We start from the raw sequence: 21,153 nt of genomic DNA, 5'->3' as shown, positions 1-21,153 counted from the left end.
AGAGGGTTCATCGACATGAATTCATCTCCCGAGGCCATTGAACCCACGCTCGAATCATTGTATCGGTGCAGTGATCAGGAGCTGGACACACGCATCCAGGCGGCGCGGGCAAGGATGGGAGAGAAGCTGGTCATTTTGTGCCATCATTATCAAAGGGAAGAGGTCTACCGCTTCGCCGATTTGACCGGGGACTCCCTGAAACTGTCACGTTTGGCCTCGCAGCGTTCACAGGCGGAGGCCATTGTGTTTTGTGGCGTCCATTTCATGGCGGAGGTCGCCGATATTCTTTCCGGTTCCAACCAGGTCACCATTCTGCCCGATCTGGCGGCGGGATGTTCCATGGCCGACATGGCCGATCTGATCCAGGTGACAGCGGCCTGGAATGAATTGGGGCAGGTCATCGACATGAATCGGGAGGTGACGCCTGTTACCTACGTCAATTCAACCGCCGAACTCAAGGCCTTTTGTGGCGCTCATGGCGGAACCGTCTGCACCTCGTCCAATGCGGCAAACATATTGAAATGGGCTTTTTTGCAACGTTCCAAGGTGTTGTTTTTTCCCGATCAGCATTTGGGACGCAATACCGCCAAGAGGATGGGCATTCCCCTGGAGGAGATCGTTCTCTATCAGCCCGGCCTTCCTCTGGGTGGGCTTTCGGAAGCGGTGTTGCGACAGGCGCGGGTGATCCTGTGGAATGGTTATTGTTCGGTCCATCAGATGTTTCAACCGGCCCATGTCGCACTGTTCCGGAAACGCATTCCCGACGTGCGCATCGTGGTTCATCCTGAATGCTCGATGGAGGTCTGCGACCTGGCGGACGAACTGGGATCCACCGAACAGATTCAGGATGTGGTTCGCCGGGCCCCTCCTGGAAGCCACTTTGCCATCGGAACCGAGTTGAATCTGGTCAATCGCCTGAAGCACGAGCTGCCCGATCGGGAAGTTCATTTTTTGTGTCCGACCATCTGCATGTGTTCGACCATGTTTCGCATCGACACGCAACATTTATGCTGGGCCCTGGAACATCTGGTCCAGGGACGGGTCGTCAATCGTATTTCCGTTCCCGATCGAGAGGCGCGGCTGGCACGGCTGGCCCTGGAACGAATGCTGGCCATCAGTTGAGAGGTGGGGACATGTCAACCCTGGAAAAGGCCCTGGCCCTGGCGGCCCAATCCCACGAGGGACAGGTGGACCGGGCCGGTCAGCCCTACATCCTGCATCCCCTGCGATTGATGATGCAGGTGCGGGACATGGAAGAACGCATGATCGCCTTGTTGCACGATGTGGTGGAAGACACTCCGTTGACCTTGGAAGATCTGAAACGGGAAGGTTTTTCCGCCGGGGTTCTTTCGGTGTTGGACCTTCTGACCCACCGGCCCGAATTAAGTTACGAAGCCTATATCCTGCGCTTGAAACCCGATCCGGTGGCACGAAAGATCAAATTGTTGGACCTGGTGGACAACATGGACATCCGCAGGCTCGATCATGTTCCCGGGGAACGGGATTGGGAGCGGATGAAACGTTATCAAAGGGCCTGGGCCACCCTCAACGATCTGCCCGCCGCATGAGCCGCAAGGTTTTTCGCGATGCGGTGCATGACATGATCATCCTGCATCGCATGGACTGGGGACCCGATTGCGCCCCGGTGGATTGGGGAGATGGGCTGCTGTTGGACCTCATCGACACGCCGCAACTGCAACGGTTGCGGCGGATCCGGCAGTTGGGTCCCGCGGCCAAGGTCTACCCTTCGGCGGAACACTCCCGTTTTTCCCATTCCCTGGGAACGCTGCATCTGGTGAAACGAATGATCGCGCAGGCGATCGCGGGAGGTGGTGCCGTATTGACTCCGGCGCACATTCTGGCGATCAAGGTATCGGCCTTGTTTCATGATGTCGGCCATGGACCGCACTCGCACGTCTTCGAGCAGATACTTCCGGGACTGCCCGATCATGAGGCATGGGGTTGGCGTATTCTTTCGGAAGCGGCACCGGTACAGGAATTGTTTGAACGCCATGGGAACCGGTTGGGGCTCGACCGGGAGGCGTTCCGGGACGACTTGCGGGAGATTTGGCATCCCGGACCGCCCCGTGATCATTTGGGGGGCCGGCCATTCATCGCAAGCCAGCTCGATGCCGATCGGATGGATTATCTGTTGCGGGACGCCCATTTTACCGGGGTCTCCTATGGCCGTTTCGATCTGGAGTGGCTGTTGCATTCGCTGAAGGTGCGAACACTGGACGGTCGGGGGTGTTTGTGTGTCGATCTGGGCAAGGGACCGGCAGCCCTGGAAAGCTATATTTTTGCCCGCGATCATATGTATCGTCAGGTCTATGATCACAAGACGGTTCGTGCCTTTGAAACCCTGCTCATACATATCTTCGGTCTCATCGACTGGATCTGGGCCATTGAAGGTCAACCGCCTCCCGAGACCCCGCCCGCTTTGACCGCTTTTCTGGAGTCAGCCCGTCAAGGAAGGGTCCCGGATTTGGAGGTTTTCCTTGCCCTGGACGACACGGTGATCGATTATGCCCTGGGACGGTGGTCCATGTTGCTGCCGCAGAGTGCCGTCCAGGAGGAGTTACGGCGGCGCTGTCGGATGTATTGTCACAGGAAACCGATCTATCGGCGATTGAAATGGAAGATGCCCGCGGTGCTTGAAGAGCGGGGACAGTTGTCCTTCGGTTTTCTCCCCCCCGCGGATGTCTCGGGGGTGATGACTCTGGAACCGATGCGTCGCGAGCCGGAATTGGCAACCGATCTGATCCATGATGCGGCGCTGGTGGAACGGATCGAGCGTTTTTTCAGGGACCATGAGGAGGAAATGATTCCAACGCCGCAGGAAGATGGCTCGATTTTGGCTATTCCGCTGCGTTTGTTGGTACGGGTCGATCGGATCCACCGTTCCCCTTATATCCATCCTCTGGATCATTCCCAAGGGACGGATCCCATCCATGTCATCACCCAGGAAGGAAAAGTGTGTCCGGCGGAACGGGAAAGTCCCCTGGTCCATTTTCTCGGCTTGAGTCGCCGCCGTCAGGCCCGGGTATTCGTCGATCCACGGGTGGTAGACCGGGTTCATGCCTTGGCAAGGACTTGCCTTGCACCCTGGATGGAATAAGCGGTCATGGCGATACTTCCGTTGATGGGGATGATGGTCTGGTTGCAGATCATGGGGATGGGTGGCATGGGTGGCGTGTTTATCGAAACGGGAGAAATCCTGGAAATCGAGGGGAGTCGCCGGATCGAACAGGTTCAACTGATGGATCGCCTTGCGGCGCGGCGAATCGTTCTGGTTGGGGAAACCCATGATGATCCGGGGCATCACGAGGTACAAAGGTTGATTCTTGGTGAAATGCTGGATCGGGGTAGGGATGTGGCACTGGCCATGGAAATGTTTCCCGGCCATCTTCAGCCACAACTTGACCGATGGGTTGCGGGAGGAATGGCGGAGGATGAATTTCTTGATGCCGTTTCGTGGTATTTCACCTGGGGATTTGATGCCGAACTCTACCTGCCGATCCTTCGTCTGGCCCGTGAACGAAAGGTTCCATTGCTGGCCATGAACATTGATCGCGCTGTCGTGTCGCAGGTGCGGACCCGGGGATTTGACAGTCTGGACCGGATGCTCCTGGATCGATTGCCTGTCCTGGCCCCGGCGCTTCCTGAATATCGGGAACGGTTGCGTGCGGTGTTCGACAGCCATCCGATGATGGCCCGGGGGGGGAGCCTGGAAAATTTTATCGATGCCCAGCGGTTGTGGGACGGGGTCATGGCCGGGGCCATCGCCGATTGGGTACGGCGTCATCCTCGGGGACAGGTCATCGCCCTGGCGGGTTCGGGACATCTCCTGATGAAACATGGCATCCCGCATCAACTGGCATCCATGGGGCTGGCGGCGGAGATGGTGACGGTTCTTCCATGGAATGATCGAGACCAGCCGTTTCCGGACCGGGGGGCCGATTTTGTCTGGGGAACTTCGTCCCTTCCCACGGAAACACCGCGGCAACTTCTCGGAGTTCAACTGGAGGCGGTTTCTTCATCGGCGACGGCGGGGCGGATCGTCATCACCGCAGTCACCCCCGATTCGCCGGCGCAAAGGGGGGGGCTCAAACCGGGCGATCAACCCCTTCGCCTGGACCACCACCCTTTGCCCCACCCCCATTCCCTGGTCCGTCTCCTTCGGGCAAGGGATCGCAATCCCAGGCCTGTCTTGACTTTCCTTCGGGACAACCGCGTCGAAAGCGTTGTTGTCGATCTTGAAGCACGGATCCCAGAAAAAGATCATTGAAAGAAAAATTTCGCAGCGACATCTTTCCCCGATCCGCCCCTGCTCCCGGACCGGCTCGCATGGATATCCATAATATGGCCGTTATCTTGCATGAAATTTCGCATTGAGTATCATCAAGCATTAAGAAACACCATTGATTCCGTTCCAACAGCCAACGAATGCCCTGGACCGCATGTCAACCATCGCCGCCGAACCCGTTGCCACGGATGCGAACGTCCCCCACCGAAGCGCCCTCGGTCGCTCCCGGTACACACGCAGGACGGCCTTTTTCGCTGTTTGTTTCATGACGGCATTGAGCCATCCTTCATTGGGGGGGGCCGAACTGTCGGGTTCCTGCAACGTCGCCCGGGAAATCGCCTTGAAAGGGATCGGTCGTTTCGACACGCAGCGGCAACTCGCCCTGACGGCGATCCGCCGTGCCCATGATCTCTGTCCCACCGATCCCGAACTCGATTTCAATCTCGGATTGGCGTGGTATCTTGACAAACAACTGCCCAAGGCACGGGAACTATGGGAAAATCTTTACAAGACGACACGGGATCGCCCCCCCACCGACCGTCTGGCGATGAAGGTCCATGCCAATCTGGCCTGGCTGCGTTTCGAAATGGGCAATGACGAAGAAGCCCATCTTCTTTCCTTCGAAGGAGTCAAAAAGTACCCGGGCAACATGGCCCTGGCCCACACCAAATACATGGCGCTGTCACGCATGGCCCGTTATCTGGAAGCCTACGACTGGCTCTCCCGGGAACACCTTCCGGGAAGCCTGCCCAAGGAATGGCAACATCAGGCCGCTCTGGCACTGGTGGAAAATCTATGGCAGGAATTTCGCTCCGGCAAGCACCTGTCCGCCATCAAGAACGCGGTCGATTTTCTGATCAAGGAATATCCCGAAGAATTGCTGTTCATCAAGGCCAAGGAACAACTGCTGGTCGCCGAAATCGATCCCAAGGGAGCCATACCACCACCGATGGAACTCCCGGACGGCGCCTGGCCCAAAAGCGGCAACATTGGCGACCGAACCCGGGAACTGGATTCGCTGATCGCCGCGCAACCGGCCCTCGATCCCTGGCTCAAACGCGAGGATGCCTTTGCCCTCTTCGTTGGCGTCGGTCGTTACCAGAATATCGAATCGCGCCATTTCGGCGACCGGGATGCCACCAACATGCATACCCTGCTGACCCGACGCGGAGTCTTTTTCCCCGATCCGGAGCATGCCCGCCTGCGCATCGGCGAGGATGCGACCCTGGAAACAATCCAGGCCGACCTGGACTGGCTGGCGCACAAAGGTAAAAGCCATCCCAACGCCCTGTTGCTTTTTTATTTTTCGGGATTGGGGGCATCATGGGTCGCAAGTCAGCCGCCGCGCTTCGACGATGGCCTGCTCCTCCCGTCCCAGGTCGAAGGGTTGGCGATCAACCCGCAAACGGCGATTTCCCTGCGCCGGATCAAAAACCTCCTGAGCGATCTGCCCGACCGGGAAATCGTGGTGATTCTGGATACCTGTTTTCATGGCCAGGGGACCTGCGGCACCCGGCTCCTGGGGCAGAAAAAAATGCCGGACCGCGCATTCTTCGCCGATACCCGAGGCTGGGCCGTCGCCGCGCTCAATGGGGATCCCGGCGCCAACGACCACGGACGACAGGGGGCCTTCACCTACGAACTGATCAAGGGATTGCTGGGCGAAGCGGATGGCAGCCGGGGAAACGCCCGGGATGGCTGGGTTGCGCTGGATGAGGGGTATCATTATGCCCTTTCCCGATTGAAACCGGGGCGTCCCTCCCTGAACGGACTCCTGACCGAACCCGCCTCCATCCGTCTGACCCGTCTTCGCGGGGAACATCCATGAACCTTTTTTTGCAGAGACTGTCGTTTCTGGCCCTCCTCTGGAGCCTGGCCCTCCCGTCATGCCGGGAGGCGGAAGGGAGCATGATCATCGAGTGGGAACGGTTGGTCCCCCCGACAGCCGACCGTCGCGGCGACGAAGAACCGGTTCCTGGAAAAAACTGGACCGATTCGGTGACCGGAATCGGATTTGTCTGGGTCCCCGGCGGCTGTTTCCAGATGGGCTCCCCTCCCTGGAAAGAGGGGCGGGAACACGATGAAGGCCCGCTCCATTCGGCCTGCGTCGCCGACTTCTGGCTCGGAAAAACCGAAGTGACCCAGGGTCAATGGCAGGCGATCATGCGGGTCAACCCATCATTGTTCCAAAAGGGAGATGACCATCCATTGGAACAGGTCTCATGGATCGATGCCGAGGTGATCAGCGAAAGCCTCAACGAACGGTTCAAGGGAAAGGCCCGCTTCCGTCTGCCGACCGAGGCGGAATGGGAATTCGCCTGTCGTGAACGGGGAGACGACATCGTTTACGCTGGCCGCGCCGACCCTGGCCAGATCGCCTGGAGCGCCGAGAAGGGATCACACGCAACCCATCCCGTCGCAAGACTTCGCGCCAACCGCCTGGGTTTGCGCGACATGAACGGCAACGTCTGGGAATGGACCCTGGACACCTATCGTCCCGACGCCTATGCCAACCACGATGAACACAACCCGGCCATCACCGGGGAGGGCCCCTTCAGGGTGATCCGCGGCGGTGGCTGGAAGGATGGAACGCAGGCGCTCCGCTGCGCCAATCGCGGCTTCGAACGCCATACCGCCAAACGCCCCGACATCGGATTCCGCCTTGCGGCGGTGGTGGACATGGAGGCGGACGAAAAACGGCCCCCGCTTTTTGAAATTCCCTTTTGAGGCCAGAGAACTTCCAGGACATGAACGTCAACGGACCAGCGCCCTGAGCCTGGGATCGGGTGAATGACGCAGCAGATTGTCGATGATTTTCGCGAAGGTGACCGGACTGGTGCGGCAATTGGTCAACGCCGCCAGGATCTTGACCATGTTGTCGCCCTTGTTTGCCGGGTCCTGGTAGGGATGTTCATGAAGCAACCGCGAAATCGTCGTCAGATAGCCAATCATCCCCCCCTTGAGACTCTGAACACGAAATTTCCCGGAAAATTTTTTCAACAGATAATGGCTTCCCTCGCCCTTGCTGCAATACAGCAGCAGCGACCGGCCCGCCAGAAGCGGAGCGCATTTATTTTCGAAGGCTTCGGTTCTTTCCTCGATGTCGAGAAGATAGACCCGCTTCGAGCCGGGGATGGTGGGATCGGACTCCAGGCTCCCCCGAACGTCAATCAACAATGGCGCCGTGGGATGGGCCAGGAACTCCTCGATGGTCATCTGGCTTTTATGCAAATGAAACAGCATGGATCGTTGGCTTCCCTTCCCGCATCGAAGGCCGACCTCCTCAGGGGAAAACCGGACGGGGAGGTTTCCCTCCCCGTAAAAGGCATCCGTCCGCCGGTCATGATGTCCAACCCTGAGTCGGAGCAGAAAAAGAGGGCGTTTTTAGTCCCCTGGATCCAGGAGACCCGACGTTGACTCAGTAGGGATAGTAGACATAATAGGGCGCCACCGGATAGACGGGAACCGCCATTGGCCGGACCACCGGAGCCGCGTACACGGGGGCGACCGGATGGGCCAGGGGCGGGGCGTAATAGCCGTGATGGTGGCTCGATGAATGCAGGATGTTCCCCAAAAGGGCAGCCCCTCCGAGAACGGTAGCGGTAACGGCGTCGGCGTGTACGTTCCGAGGAATGGCCCAGGTTGCGGCCAGCAAGGCGGCACACACCGGCAACCAGACGGTGCGACGAGTCTTTGATGGAGTGTTCATTGCCTTCTCTTTGTCATGAAATGGGATATCCGATCACACCATAGAAGAAGAACCGGACATCGGGGTTGATTGATTCACTCGGGAATCCCCTGACACGTTATCGTGCCGGGTCCCCACTGTCAAACACCCGTGGAGGCGATTGACACGTTCGGCACTGCAAATTTCCGGCATCAAGCCTGTTTTATAAAGGATTTCATCATGTCTTGTTCAAGGTATCGCCTTCTCCCCTTGATTTGTTCCTTGCTCCCGTGGCTGATGTTGATTCCATGGTGGACGGCTCGGGGCGGTCCGGTCGAGCCCCCCTGCACCGGTGCCGCGAACGGTTTACCGTCCTGCCTGTCCCTCGATCAAACCTTGGATCTTGCCCTGCCCGCGGACGATGCACGTCAATCAACGAGGCTTTCGGGACTCGTGAACGCCGGGAAGGCGACGACCCGGGAGCCGCCGCCACACGCATTCGATCACGAATCCATGTCGGATGGTGGGGATCCATCCCCACAAAACGCCAACATCACGATCGGCAACGTTTCTTTTCCCTGGCTGCCGGCGATCATCCATGGCTATGTCGTCGAACACGATCGACGTCATGGCCTGTCGTCTCCTCCCGATCGTGGTACCGTCCGGGTTGGGGAAGCGTGGTGATTTTCCCGAACACTCCGGACCCGGTGGATCCATCCCTGCCAAGAACTGTCGCAAAGCGCCCATCCGTGGACACCGGCGACTCATGGTAAACCCAGTGCCAACTTATCGGCAGACCACCGTCGCCGCCGGAATGCATGCCGAGACGACGGGCTGGACCACACGGGTGGTCACCTGTACCGAAACCGGCTGAACCACGGGAACGGGCACCGAATAGGGTTGGGCCACGGGTACCGGAACCGGTTGCGCCACCGGCACCGGGACTGAATACGGTTGCGCCACCGGCACCGGCACCGGTTGCGCCACGGGTACGGGAACCGCATAGGGTTGCGCCACCGGCACCGGAACCGGTTGCGCCACCGGCACCGGAACCGCATAGGGTTGCGCCACCGGAACCGGAACCGGTTGCGCCACCGGCACCGGGACTGAATACGGTTGCGCCACCGGCACCGGAACCGGTTGCGCCACCGGCATTGGAACCGAATAGGGTTGCATCACCGGAACGGGAACGGGGGCGGCAAAGGAAAGCGGAGCGACCATGGCGGGTTGTTCGACCATCATGGGCATTGCTGGAGCCGCCGCCACGGCGGGAGCGGCCACGACCCCCGCGGGTTCGACCGGCTGCGATGCGTGAAACAACGAGTTGAGAAGCGCCACCCCCCCGAGTACCGTCGCGGTCGCGGCATCGGCGCGAACCTCCGTGGGAATGACCAAACTCCCGGCCATCATTGAGGCACAGGCCAATATGGAAAGGGAAGTTCGGGTTTTCTTTGAAGTAGTCATGGTCGTTTCTTCTCTTTGTAGAACTGATTGGCACGACGTCCATAATGGCGGACACCATTATTCCGGCATCTTGAGCACTGTATCGGCAAACCTTCACGACAGCTTTACCCACGTTGCGACAAACGGACAGTCTCTTTTCAAGGTTTGAATAATCAGTGATTTTTCGCTCAAGTTATCGCCGCGGAAGTCCTGGGTGGCGTGACAAGGCGGTCGTAACGGGGATCGTCCGGAATTCGCTTCGCGGCAAAACGAGCGGGTATCCGGACATCGCCCCCTGCCCCCTGTCCTCAAACCCCGTTTCCATGTAAAGTCACTCATCCGTCAGGAAAGAAAATGCCGCAAAGATGATCCCAAGTTCACCTGTCCAGGGGGCCAGCCATGCATGACACCAACGATTCCGACCTCATTGCCGGATTGGATTGTGGATCCCACGCCATCAAATGTGTCGTTGCCAGGGTATCCGAAGACCAGCATCATCGCATGATCGTGGGAATCGGAGTCACCCCATCCCTGGGCATCGACAACAACAGCATGATCGTCGATCTGGACCTGACGAGCCAAAGCATCCGCAAGGCGGTTTCCCTGGCGGAAAACATGGCTGGAGGAAAAATCGGCGCCATCCGGATCGGCCTGTCCTCGAAAGATATCGAATCCTTCTCCGCCCTGGGGATCATCCCCATCGCCGGAGGAGAAGTCATGGAATCGGATCTGGAACAACTTATGGACTCGACGCGAAACAGTCGTCAGGTGGGACGGCATCTTCTCCATCAATTACCGAAAAAATTTTTCCTCGACAAAAAAGAGATCAAAAATCCTCTGGGCTTGTCGGGACATCGACTCGAAGGACATTTTCATGTCGTCACCTGTCAGCAATCGACCTTCAATCATGTGCTGGACGCTGTCCTCCATGCCGGTTTGGACGTCGAGGATCTGCGCTCCTCCTACGTCAGCGCCAGCATGGCGCTCGCGACTGCCGATGGCTCGGGACATTCAATCACCTGTTTCATCGATCTCGGACATGCCGCGACCGGAGTCGTTCTGCGCAAGGGGACCCATGTCATCCATTCCGCCCGCCTGCCGATGGGAGGACGTCATATCACCAGCGACATTTCCCAGGTTTTCGATCTGGCTCCCTCACTGGCGGAACGGGTCAAGACCTCCTTTGGTCGCCCGGATGCCGGCCATCACGCCAGCATCGGCCTGGAACCTGGCGCTCCCAACATTCAAGCGGTATTGAAAATCTTGAACGATCCCAGGCTCTCCCGGGTCATCGGCGCCCGGATCGAGGAAATTTTCTTCGAATTGAAAAAAATGATCCATCCGCAACTCACGGACGGTCCGATGGATTGCATTCTTCTGACCGGCGGCGGCGCACGCATGCATCTGTTCCAGGAAAGCGCCGCCGACATTTTCGCCACTCCCGTCGGCAGGGGATCCTTTTCCCACCCGTCTCCGGTCGTCGATCTGGCAACCCGTCCCGAGCTGGCCGCCGCCGTCGGTCTGCTGGATGCCCGGCAAAATTTCAATGATTGGCGCCTGCGCGAAGGGGGGCAAACCGAAGAACGAAAGAAAACCGGATTTTTGCGCAAAGCCTACTTTTTTCTCAGGGAAAGCGTTTGAAGCGGAGGGTCGTTCGCGACGCGCCGGTACACATCGTGGACTGCCTGCCGGTCTTCCGGGACTTGGCCCCGAACCCCCGCCAGGGGGAATGATCCCCCTGGACCGGAGATGCAATCGTCCTGGAACATCAAACCTTGAAGAAGGAAACCGATTCCATCAGTTCGTTGGATTGTCCGGAAAGTTCGTTGGCTGTGGCGCTCATCTCCTCGGAAGCCCCGGCGTTCTGCTGGATGACCTGATCGAGTTCCTGAATTGCCTTGTTGATCTGTTCCGCCCCCTGATTCTGTTCCCGTGAACTGGCCGAGATTTCATTGACCAATTCGGCGGTCTTCTCGATGTCGGGAACCAGTCGGCTCAGAAGTTCTCCCGCGGTTTCGGCGACGAGGACACTGGAGTTGGACAGTTGGGTGATTTCCCCCGCCGCCCCCTGGCTCCGTTCCGCCAGTTTGCGCACCTCGGCCGCCACGACGGCAAAACCTTTACCGTGCTCGCCGGCACGTGCCGCCTCGATGGCGGCATTCAGAGCCAACAGATTGGTCTGGCGCGCAATTTCTTCGATAATATTGATTTTTCCGGCGATCTCCTTCATCGCCTTTACCGCCTGGGAAACCGCCTCGCCGCTCTCCCTGGCATCTTTCGCCGCCTTGCTGGCGATGGCTTCGGTCTGGGAGGCATTTTCGGTATTCTGGGCAATGTTGGACGTCATCTGTTCCATGGCGGAACTGGTTTGTTCGATGCTCGCCGCCTGCCGTGTCGCCCCCTGGGCGATCTGTCCCGAACTTGCCGAAAGCTGCTCGCTGCCGCTGGCAACCTTCGTGGAAGAATCAAGCACCCTGCCGATGATCCCCGACAGATTCTCGGCGGCCTGGTTCAACGCCGCACCCGCCTGCCCCACCTCGTCTCTGGCGAAAACCTGGACCCTCGCGGTCAGATCACCGCTGGAAAACCGCTTGAGCCCCTGCGAAATCTGTTCGACAGGGGTCTGTACATATCGGGTGATGATGGTGGCGAAGATGCCGCCTCCGACCAGCAGGGAGGCCAGAATCAACCCCAACACCTTCATGATCGCCTCACGCTTGGCCTGATCGAGTTCATCCAGGGAAACGCTCAAGGTCAGGACCCCAACCTGGTCACCGATCTTCCAGTTTTCCAGATCGAAACCGAATACATCCTTGTCATCGCCATTGGGATTGGTGCCGGCATTGCCATGACAGACAAGACACCCCTGTTCCGCCTTGATCTCCTTGGCGACGATGAACAACCCGGCGCCTGGATCCTCCATGGAAAGTTCACTTTTGCCAGTCTCCTTCATCTGGTCCATGATGCGGAGTTCCGCCGGAGTCGCCTGGGCATCGGGATCCCGCGGTCGGGTCCGTTTGGCGGCGCGAATGGTGAATCCGCTCGATTTGGCGGCGACTTCACTCGACCGCAACATGGCGATCACCGGGATCATGGCGTGAAGGTTGGTTTTTCTCGCGCACTCCAGACGGCTTTGCGGGGTGGTCTCCTTGCGGCAGATTTCCGCGCTCGTCCATAACTCATCCTTGAAATGTTTTTTGTTCCAGGCCTCCCCCATGGAACGGCGAATGGCATCCCCCTGGGAAAGAATGATCTGGGAAGCGAGCAGTTTTTCGTGACGATAATCTTCGACGATCCGATTGAACAGGATGATGCCGATCATGGCCACCGAGGCCAAGTAGACCAAGGCAAAAGATCCTATTATTTTTTTTGAAAATCCAACATTGAAAAAGAAATTCATTTTTTTCTCCTCAATGTCCATGAAATTTTGTTCATGGACGACGATATTCATTTCTTGGCCAAAAAATTCTGGAATGACAGTCATGGATGCACTGTTGTCCACCACTTTTGGACAAGCCTCCACGGGCATTTTATCGTATCATTAAAAAGAAAGAAACAGCGATCATGCACCATCGACGCTTTATTTCTTATCATTTTATTTGTGTTTTTTTTTAACGCATATGAATGATTTTTCAAATGCTGCACATCATTTGCAAATTGTGGTCACATCTTCATCGCATCATTAATGAAAGGCTGTCAAAAGAAAAAAATCTTGTCATGCCTGACGGATTTCAAACCGAAAATATCCCGGTACAGCATGTGGGGCATTCTGGCAAAGATGCTCTTCTTGATTTTTCATGGATAAAGAAAATGGTTGCAATCCGTATGAAAACCGAAGCGGGAGTTATTGAAATCCAGATGATGATTATTGAAAATAACAAGCCACAAACGTTCACCTTCTATTCGGAGAATCACAAAGGAAACATTTCCTCCTTGACAGGGAATCGTGAACCTGTTTGAGTATGCGCATCGGGTGGATGCAGGTGAATTAGTTATTGAAAATTAGAAAAAAATTTGACCCGAAGCAAGTATTTTTCATTTACATCTCCCGTCTTTTTTGAGTATTTATTCACCAGGACGAGGGATGTCGTTTTGACAAAGCGGTCGTAATGATACGGGATGCCATTGGCCATTAGGGTGTGTATTTCTTTTCAATATTTACGGATGTTTCGCGCCATGCAATGAGCGCGTACCTGATGGAATTGCAAACGCTTCCAATAATTGCGATCATCACTGCAGCTTAAGTGTAGAGGCCGCTATTGGAAGGATTTTGGAGTTGTTTCTTGGACTGATTTTATTGAAAACGATTCGATCTGCATCAATATTGGCGGAGGAACGAATCAATGGCAGGGCCGCCCCTTCGGGGGATTACAAACGCACACAGGCAGTAGATCATTCTACAAACGGGAGAGAAGTATGAAACGACCAGTGAAATCGGTACTCAAGAAAATGGCCGCGCTGCCATTGTTTGTTCTTGCAGCGTGCGCACCCCCTCCGTATGACGTCCAAGGGACGGTCGATCCGGTTGTGGACACCATCGTCGCCACCAAGATGGACACGGCTTTTCTCATCAAACAGGACACCGGCTCCTATTGCAAGGCCGGTGAAGTATGGGGCGGACGTCTGCGCGACATGCAGGGAGCGCTTTATGGCGAGAAACAGTTCGACCAGGAATTCGCCTCCTTTCTGCGGACGGGCGAATCCCCGAGCGCCAATCTTCGTTCTCCCATCGGTCGGTTTTATTTCGGCGTGACGCCCGAACTGAAGCAGAAGTTCAACTCCTGCTTCACGACTTCCTTCGATCGGATGGATGCGGAGAAGGTTCTTGGCCAACACATTGCCAAGGCGGCCCACGACATTGGCTCCGAAGTGGGCGAAGATTTTGCTCAATGGCCCCTCGAATTCTTCAAGACCAACATTCCCAAATCGACCGAGCACAATGGCCGGTTTGTCAATTTTGCCAAGGAGATCAATGATCACGCCTTGTTGCAGCTTGAATATTTCAATGAACTCCTGACCGTGGGGTCCCCCGCCGACCGGCAGGCCTTCAAGGTTGGATTTGTCTGCCATTACAACACCACGATGGTGGATGTGTTCAACAAGCTCAAGGAAATGGGCGTTTCCAAGAAGCCGACCAAACCGGAAGACAGCCTGACGAGCAAGGTCAATTGCAGCACCCCGTCGATGGAAAGCGTCGAGCTGGTGTACAATCGCAAGGATGAATTGGGCGACATGGAGATCCCCGGTCTCATCTACGCCAACCATCCGTTGTTTGCCAAGGATGCCGACGACCTGGGCTTCCGCGTGTTCACCGGCGAGGAACTGTACATGCGGTTCTATCGCCGCGCCCTCCACGAGGCGGGCCTCACCCTGGGCAAAAAGCTTTATCACGGCCTGATGAGCCGCAACGACGGGCTGGATTATCTGCGCAACCTGGCGCTGGCCATCGAAGCCCCCGACGACATGAAGAAATTTTTCAATCCCGGGTTCCTTGAAGGGTTCGACCACCAGGGCAACGTGTATCTTGCCGACATGATGTGCGCCATCGACAAGAGCTCCTGCCCCGTGGTACCGATGCAAAAGCAGCGTCCCGTGACTTCCGAACCCAAGGGTGGCAAAAGCGCCAAGGTGACGCCTCCCGAAGCCCCCAAGGCGGCTGCCGCTCCGGCTCAATCGGCCATCGAGACCCCGGTAAAGGAAGAGGTCCAGGCATCCCAGAGTGGTAACGGTCCCTGTTTCGTTCACGTCGGCGTCTATGCCAACGAGGCCAATACCCTGATCGCCAAGGAGCAGTTGGAAAAGGCGGATGTCCTCAACGTTTTGATGCGCGAAGTTTCCCTCAACGAAGGAAAGGTCGCGACCCAGGTTCGTGTCGGACCCTTCGCCAATATCGAGGAAGCGACGAACGTGCGCGATCGTTTGAGCAAAACCTTTCCCGGCCAGTTGGGCGGGACCGCCTGCGTGACGGCAAGCGCGAAGTGATCTTGCCTTTTTGTCCCTGACCTGGTGCAACGCCTGCCGTTCGTGCATCTCGACCGGCAGGCGGCATCCGGGAAAGGAATCGAAGGTTGAGGAAAGACATTTCCTTGTATTGATACAACCCGGTCTAATAAGATTCCCGAACCGGCACCATGGGGGCCGGCCAAGGGAATCTCGGAGAGTAGGGAGAGGTAAATTGAAAAATATGAAAAAAGCTCTGTTAGGCGGAGCGCTTGCGATCTTCATCAGCGCCCCGGCATATGCACACATGGCCATGATCGACGGGCATCTGGGCCATCATATGGCCATGGGTCACGATGCCGATGGTGACCGGATCGGCGATGCCGTCGATCATTGTCCGGGGACTTCACCCTTGGCCACGGTCAACTTCATGGGCTGTGATACCGACGGCGACATGGACGGCATTGCCGACCATCGTGACGATTGCCGGTACACCCCTCCGGGAATCAAGGTGGATACCCGTGGCTGCCGCATCGATGCCGACATCGACGGGGTGGTCGATGCGATGGACAAATGCCCCACGGAAACCCCCTGGGGTGACCGGGTGAACAGCGACGGCTGCTCTTCGCCCGCCAAGGCGGTTTTGTTCTTCAAGACCAACAGCTCCAGCGTTGCCAAGGAAGACATCAAGAAACTCGAAGAGGTCGCCAAGGAATTGAAAGCCAATCGTGGCACCCGCATTGAAATCCAAGGCCACGCCGATTCCCGTGCCACCAGCTCCTACAATGCGTCGCTGGGTGACAGAAGGGCCGCCGCCGCCAAGAAAATCCTGGTTGGGAAATTCAAGGTGGATCCCAAACAGATTGTGGTCACCAGCCATGGCGAGCAACGTCCGCGTCACTACAATCAGTATGCCGCCGGTCAAGGCAAGAATCGTCGTGTCGAAATTCATCTGGTCCGTGAACTTCACGCCAACGAAGGCCCCACGGCCCGCGAGTTCGATTCCATCCGTTGAGTGGATGGTTTGAACGACAAAAAATGAAGAGATGTACCATGGAGCTTGCGGCTGGGCCGCAGGCTCTTTTTTTTAATGTTTTTCCTGATTTCCCCCGTTTCGATGGATGAGTGTCGCGACATCGGTCCAAAAACCGACGGACCATCCCCTTCCGGGGATGGTCCCCTTTCCGCCCCAATGGCTCGGGACGTCGGCGAACGGATCGAGGCCATGGAACAGCTGTTGTCGCAGTGGCGGCAGGCGGATCATGATGAAATCGCCCTCATCCGCGATGAACTCAAAGGGCTTCTCGCACGCATCGATCGGATTGACGCGGCGTGGAAACTCAGACCTGCCCAATGGCAAAAGGAGGAGGCCCTTCTCCGAACCACCAGCGATTCACGACCACTCCCCCCTTCCGATTCCCTCGCGATGCCCCAGACGACTCAGAGATCTTCCAAGAGGTCGTGGCTTTTGGGATGTCTGGTGACGCTGCTCACGCTGATTTTGCTGACCCTCCTGACGCTGTCGGGGCATCGGGCCTTTGTGGAACTCTGGGCACGTCTTCCCGACCGGGAACAGATCGAGGTGACCAGTCGCTCCTTGCAGTTGATCGTGAAGAAGGAGCAGGGAAACATCGAAGAGGTCGCGGTGGTCAATACGGTGCCCATCCCTCTCGACCGTCTCCCGCCCCATGTCTGGCAGGCCTTCGTTGCCATCGAGGATCAGCGGTTTTTCACGCACGGCGGATTGGATCCTCTGGGTATATTTTCCAGCCTGTTTCGTTCGGTCATTCAGGGACGACGTCTGGGAGGCGGGAGCACCATCAGTCAGCAGACGGTCAAAAATTTGTTTTTCAATCCGTCGCGCAGCCTCTACCGCAAGATTCGGGAATCGGTATTGTCCCTGAAGTTGGAACATTATTTTTCAAAGAATGAAATTTTACAGATGTATCTCAATAATGCCTATTTTGGCGACACGGTTTACGGCATCGAGGCGGCGGCGCAAAATTATTTTTCCAAGCACGCTTACGAACTGAACCTGATGGAAGCGGCGCTTCTGGCAGGATCGGTGAAGGGACCCAATCATTATCATCCGCAAAGATTTCCCGAGAGAAGCCGCGCCCGGGGACGTCTGGTCCTGGAAAAGATGAAACAACTCGGATACATCGACGACAAGGCATTGGCAACGGCGCGGGATGGAGGGGTCAAGAAGGGTGGTTTGACCTGGCAACCGATTCAACACCAGTATCTCAGGGATTGGATCATCCCCGAACTCGACCGGATTCTGGGACACAAAGAGGGGCGTTTCCGGGTGATGACGACCCTCGACCCCATCCTCCAGGACGAGGCCCACGCCGCCTTGATGGGGCAGTTGCGCAAGGCACGATCCAGGCAGGTGCATGAGGGGGCCATCCTTACCCTGGCACGGGACGGCGCGGTATTGGCCATGCAGGGCGGGGTCGATTTTTCGGAAAGTCAGTTGAACCGTTGCACCCAGGCGGTCCGGTCGCCGGGATCGGCCCTGAAGACGTTTCTTTACCTGACTGCCCTGGAAAAAGGGATGACGCGGGAGACGGTTCTGGACGATTCCCCGGTGGAGATCGACGAATGGATGCCCAACAACATCGACAACGAATATCTGGGAGAGATTTCCCTGGAACAGGCGTTCATCCTGTCGCGCAACACGGTCGCGGTCCAGGTTCTGCAACAATTGGGACTTGAAACCTACATGGGCCGGTTGCGTCAACTTGGACTGGAACGGCAGATGCCAGCCAATTATACCCTGGCCCTGGGAACGGGGGAAATGACGATGCTCGAACTGGCAACCTTGTACGGAATCCTGGCCAATGATGGATACAAGGTCACCCCCTACGCCATTCATGGCATTTTGGACATGCAGGGAGAACTTCTGTACTGGCGTCAGGCCCCTCCGGCCAAACGCCTCGTCGATCCGGAACCTTTGGCCCGGATCCGGGACCTTCTGGCCAGGGTGGTCCGTTCCGGAACCGGACGCAAAGCAGCCTTTGGCAAGGGTTCGATTCATGGCAAAACCGGCACCAGTCAAAATTTCCGGGATGCCTGGTTTGTCGGATTCACCGGCGAACGGACCACGGCGGTCTGGTTGGGCAACGATGACAGCACCCCCATGGACGATGTCACCGGTGGCAGCCTGCCGGCGGTCATCTGGAAAAACTACATGGAGAAGGTGTCTCATTAAGGTCGATTTCCGGGGCAATCTTCGCATATAATGGCTGAATCGGTTTCATGGTGGGCCATCACCTCCCCTTCATGGCGGAAATCATCCTTCCTCTGAACAGTAGATTGCCTTTTTCCATCTGCTTCCAAAATTTATTGACACGTGGATTCAATTTTGCTAGTCTGCATCCAATGCCGAGATGGCGGAACTGGTAGACGCACCAGACTCAAAATCTGGCGGGGGTAACCCCGTGTGGGTTCGATTCCCTCTCCCGGCACCATTTTTCTGTCGCGCTCGTATTCCTTGATGTCTCGAACCGATAAATTATTGAAAAAAAAGAGTTCTCCCCTTCGCGGGAATGCCGGAGGATTGCCCTGAGATCCCTTTTTCTTTTGATGTTTTTTATATCACCGATGACGATCAGGATGCCGCGAAGAAACCACCTTCGAAGTCTTCACCGCCCCCATAAAGAGAAACCGTAACGTCACTGGAAGCGGCGCCCCTGGTTCATGAATACCCTTTTTGCCCTTCTGGTTTTCGTCGCCTTTGCCACCGCCGCCGTGCGACAATGGCAGTGGGTCGAAGGAAACGGCAAGGCCCCCATGGAACTCCTGACGAGTGCCATGGTCGATACCGCCGCCTCTTCGGTCACGCTGGCGTTGGGACTTGTCGGCGTGATGGCGCTGTTCCTTGGCCTGATGAAGGTGGCGGAAAAAGGGGGGGTGTTGATCCTCCTGGCCCGGCTGATCCGTCCCTTGATGGTACGCCTTTTCCCCGACGTTCCCCCCGAGCATCCCGCCATGGGGGCCATGATCATGAACATGTCGGCCAATGCCCTGGGACTTGGCAACGCCGCCACCCCCTTCGGCATCCGCGCCATGAATGAACTGGATCGCCTCAATCCCCACAAGGGAACCGCCAGCAACGCCATGGCCCTGTTTCTGGCGATCAACACATCCTCGGTCACACTTCTGCCCACGAGCGTCATCGCCCTTCGGGCTTCGGTCCATTCCAACGATCCCGCCGCCATCCTGCCCACCACCCTTTTCGCCACCTTTTGTTCCACCTTGTTTGCCATCATCGCCGTCAAGGGATTGCAACGTTTCTTTCCACTCCCCCACGCCCTTGCCCAATCATCCGCCAAAAGCCCGGAACCAACCACCGTCGCAACGGTGGAGGATTCATCCTTCACGGAAACGGGACAGGGCGTTTCCCCCTGGGTTTCCATGGTCGCGCTCCTGGGATTGGTGGGAACGATTCCCCTGACCATTGCCTATGGACGCACACTTACCCCATGGATCATTCCCGGTTTGATGGTGTCGCTCCTCGTGTTCGGTCTCTGGCGGCGGGTGGCGATCTATGAATCCTTCGTCGAGGGGGCGCGCGAAGGATTTGATGTAGCGGTCCGGATCATCCCCTATCTGGTGGCGATTCTGGTCGCCATCGGCATGTTTCGCGCCAGCCTTGCCATGGATGCCCTGGTCTCCTGGATCGCCCCCTGGACCACCCCCTGGGGGCTTCCCGCCGAGGCCCTGCCGATGGCCTTTCTGCGACCGCTGTCGGGTTCGGGGGCCTACGGTCTGATGACCTCCATTCTTCAGGATCCCGCCATTGGTCCCGACAGTTATACCGGCATGCTGGTTTCGACCATCCAGGGATCCTCGGAGACCACCTTCTATGTCCTGGCGGTCTACTTTGGCGCCGTCGGTGTCAGCAGAATGCGCCATACCCTGGCCGCTGCCCTGTTGTCCGACGTTGTGGCGGTCATCGCCTCGGTGGCCATCTGCACCTGGCTTTTTCCTCAAGGTTGATACGGAACTCAAGTTCATGGAACATCCCGCCGATTCCGATGAGGCCCGGGTCCTCGAACAGTCCTGGCGCGCCAATCCGTCCCCCACCGAAATACGCCATCGCAAGGAATTGATCCCTCAGATTGCCGCATCCCTCCGTTTCGCCACCGAAGAATTCGATGATCCGCTGTTGCGGTTGCCATGGTATGCCTGGAACAAAAGGAACCGCCTCAAACGCTACCGTATTTCAATCAATGCCCTCCTCTGGCTCTGGGCCCTGCGCGAGGCGGCGCCGGAGTTGGCCCATGACACCTTGCAGGCGGTTCAGCCGCTCTACAGCGCTTCCTCGACCCGATGGTCGGTTTCGTGGCGGCGGATCATGCATGATCTGGACTTTTTCCATTCGATTCTGGACAACTATCGGGAGGAAGGTTTCTTGAGTGTCGCGCAGCATGTCGTCTGGCGGGTTCATGGCGATTTCGTTGCCAAGCCTTACCTCCTGGAAGTGGCGGTAGCGTTAATGCTGCATATGGATCGGACGTTCGAAGAATTTCGGGTGGCTGCCCATCAATGGGCTGGCCGGCAACCGCCGGCGGTGATCGATCGGGTCTCGAGCCTTTTGGATGCCGAAGCCTTCTCCGGAAATTTTTAGAAATCATGTAACTGCCCAGGTACCCCCAGGGCCCAGAATTATTGAAAGAAAAAAGGTAAACCGCACCTAAACCGCACCTATTTTGGGATACGTAGTTTTTCGACTTCGGGATCCAGGGAATTTTTCACCCACAATCGATCTGCAAGTTCGCAAGGCGTTTGA

General features: G+C 57.1%; 18 protein-coding genes and 1 tRNA gene. 15 read left to right on the top strand and 4 right to left on the bottom strand.

Going from position 1 to position 21,153, the window contains the following annotated elements:
• Positions 1 to 15 precede the first annotated feature (15 nt).
• From nadA to HQL76_04175, 6 genes are all read left to right on the top strand, one after another.
• Positions 16 to 1,122, top strand: coding sequence for a quinolinate synthase NadA (gene nadA / locus HQL76_04200; GenBank protein ID MBF0108359.1), 1,107 nt, complete (start codon positions 16 to 18; stop codon positions 1,120 to 1,122).
• An 11-nt stretch (positions 1,123 to 1,133) separates the two neighbouring features.
• A complete protein-coding gene (locus HQL76_04195; GenBank protein MBF0108358.1) occupies positions 1,134 to 1,568 on the top strand; it encodes a GTP pyrophosphokinase in 435 nt (144 codons plus the stop codon).
• Complete coding sequence (locus HQL76_04190; GenBank protein ID MBF0108357.1) at positions 1,565 to 3,118, top strand: HD domain-containing protein; 1,554 nt, start codon at positions 1,565 to 1,567, stop codon at positions 3,116 to 3,118. The genes HQL76_04195 and HQL76_04190 overlap by 4 nt, the downstream gene beginning before the upstream one ends.
• A gap of 6 nt (positions 3,119 to 3,124) precedes the next feature.
• On the top strand, positions 3,125 to 4,288 hold the full coding sequence (locus HQL76_04185; GenBank protein MBF0108356.1) for a ChaN family lipoprotein: 1,164 nt from the start codon (positions 3,125 to 3,127) through the stop codon (positions 4,286 to 4,288).
• Positions 4,289 to 4,460: 172 nt separating this feature from the next.
• A complete protein-coding gene (locus HQL76_04180; GenBank protein ID MBF0108355.1) occupies positions 4,461 to 6,134 on the top strand; it encodes a caspase family protein in 1,674 nt (557 codons plus the stop codon).
• Positions 6,131 to 7,033 carry an SUMF1/EgtB/PvdO family nonheme iron enzyme gene (locus HQL76_04175; GenBank protein ID MBF0108354.1) on the top strand — a complete coding sequence of 301 codons (903 nt, stop codon included), beginning with the start codon at positions 6,131 to 6,133 and terminating at the stop codon, positions 7,031 to 7,033. Before HQL76_04180 ends, HQL76_04175 begins: the two co-directional genes overlap by 4 nt.
• A 27-nt stretch (positions 7,034 to 7,060) precedes the next feature.
• On the opposite strand, the gene HQL76_04170 is transcribed toward HQL76_04175, so the two are convergent.
• Complete coding sequence (locus tag HQL76_04170) at positions 7,061 to 7,549, bottom strand: rhodanese-like domain-containing protein (GenBank protein MBF0108353.1); 489 nt, start codon at positions 7,547 to 7,549, stop codon at positions 7,061 to 7,063.
• A 175-nt stretch (positions 7,550 to 7,724) separates the two neighbouring features.
• Complete coding sequence (locus HQL76_04165; GenBank protein ID MBF0108352.1) at positions 7,725 to 8,015, bottom strand: hypothetical protein; 291 nt, start codon at positions 8,013 to 8,015, stop codon at positions 7,725 to 7,727.
• A gap of 198 nt (positions 8,016 to 8,213) precedes the next feature.
• On the opposite strand from HQL76_04165, the gene HQL76_04160 reads away from it, so the two are divergent.
• Positions 8,214 to 8,657, top strand: a complete 444-nt coding sequence (locus HQL76_04160; protein ID MBF0108351.1) for a hypothetical protein — start codon at positions 8,214 to 8,216, stop codon at positions 8,655 to 8,657.
• 102 nt (positions 8,658 to 8,759) lie between these two features.
• Here the strand turns inward: HQL76_04160 and HQL76_04155 are convergent, their stop codons facing one another.
• Positions 8,760 to 9,437 (bottom strand): hypothetical protein, encoded by a 678-nt coding sequence (locus HQL76_04155; protein MBF0108350.1) that lies wholly within the window; start codon positions 9,435 to 9,437, stop codon positions 8,760 to 8,762.
• Between the two features lie 378 nt (positions 9,438 to 9,815).
• Between HQL76_04155 and ftsA the strand changes: the two genes are divergently transcribed.
• Entirely contained in the window at positions 9,816 to 11,057 is a 1,242-nt protein-coding gene (gene ftsA / locus HQL76_04150; protein MBF0108349.1) for a cell division protein FtsA, read from the top strand.
• A gap of 127 nt (positions 11,058 to 11,184) precedes the next feature.
• Here the strand turns inward: ftsA and HQL76_04145 are convergent, their stop codons facing one another.
• Entirely contained in the window at positions 11,185 to 12,633 is a 1,449-nt protein-coding gene (locus HQL76_04145) for a methyl-accepting chemotaxis protein (GenBank protein MBF0108348.1), read from the bottom strand.
• A gap of 419 nt (positions 12,634 to 13,052) precedes the next feature.
• On the opposite strand from HQL76_04145, the gene HQL76_04140 reads away from it, so the two are divergent.
• The 7 genes from HQL76_04140 to HQL76_04110 all read left to right on the top strand — a co-directional run bounded on the left by HQL76_04140 (position 13,053) and on the right by HQL76_04110 (position 20,991).
• Positions 13,053 to 13,376, top strand: a complete 324-nt coding sequence (locus HQL76_04140) for a hypothetical protein (GenBank protein ID MBF0108347.1) — start codon at positions 13,053 to 13,055, stop codon at positions 13,374 to 13,376.
• A gap of 456 nt (positions 13,377 to 13,832) precedes the next feature.
• On the top strand, positions 13,833 to 15,398 hold the full coding sequence (locus HQL76_04135) for an SPOR domain-containing protein (protein ID MBF0108346.1): 1,566 nt from the start codon (positions 13,833 to 13,835) through the stop codon (positions 15,396 to 15,398).
• Between the two features lie 202 nt (positions 15,399 to 15,600).
• On the top strand, positions 15,601 to 16,371 hold the full coding sequence (locus tag HQL76_04130; protein ID MBF0108345.1) for an OmpA family protein: 771 nt from the start codon (positions 15,601 to 15,603) through the stop codon (positions 16,369 to 16,371).
• A gap of 177 nt (positions 16,372 to 16,548) precedes the next feature.
• The gene (locus HQL76_04125) at positions 16,549 to 18,570 is read left to right on the top strand and encodes a PBP1A family penicillin-binding protein (GenBank protein ID MBF0108344.1); all 2,022 of its coding nucleotides are present in this window, start codon (positions 16,549 to 16,551) and stop codon (positions 18,568 to 18,570) included.
• Between the two features lie 172 nt (positions 18,571 to 18,742).
• Positions 18,743 to 18,829, top strand: a tRNA-Leu gene (locus tag HQL76_04120).
• Between the two features lie 229 nt (positions 18,830 to 19,058).
• Positions 19,059 to 20,360, top strand: coding sequence for a spore maturation protein (locus tag HQL76_04115; protein MBF0108343.1), 1,302 nt, complete (start codon positions 19,059 to 19,061; stop codon positions 20,358 to 20,360).
• Positions 20,361 to 20,376: 16 nt separating this feature from the next.
• Positions 20,377 to 20,991: a hypothetical protein gene (locus HQL76_04110; GenBank protein ID MBF0108342.1), complete on the top strand. Its 615-nt coding sequence runs from the start codon at positions 20,377 to 20,379 to the stop codon at positions 20,989 to 20,991.
• Positions 20,992 to 21,153: the final 162 nt, after the last annotated feature.

It is taken from the genome of Magnetococcales bacterium (assembly GCA_015228815.1).
GTDB lineage: Bacteria > Pseudomonadota > Magnetococcia > Magnetococcales > UBA8363 > UBA8363.
Note: the sequence above shows the minus strand (reverse complement) of the source record. Positions and strands in the feature narration are given on the sequence as shown.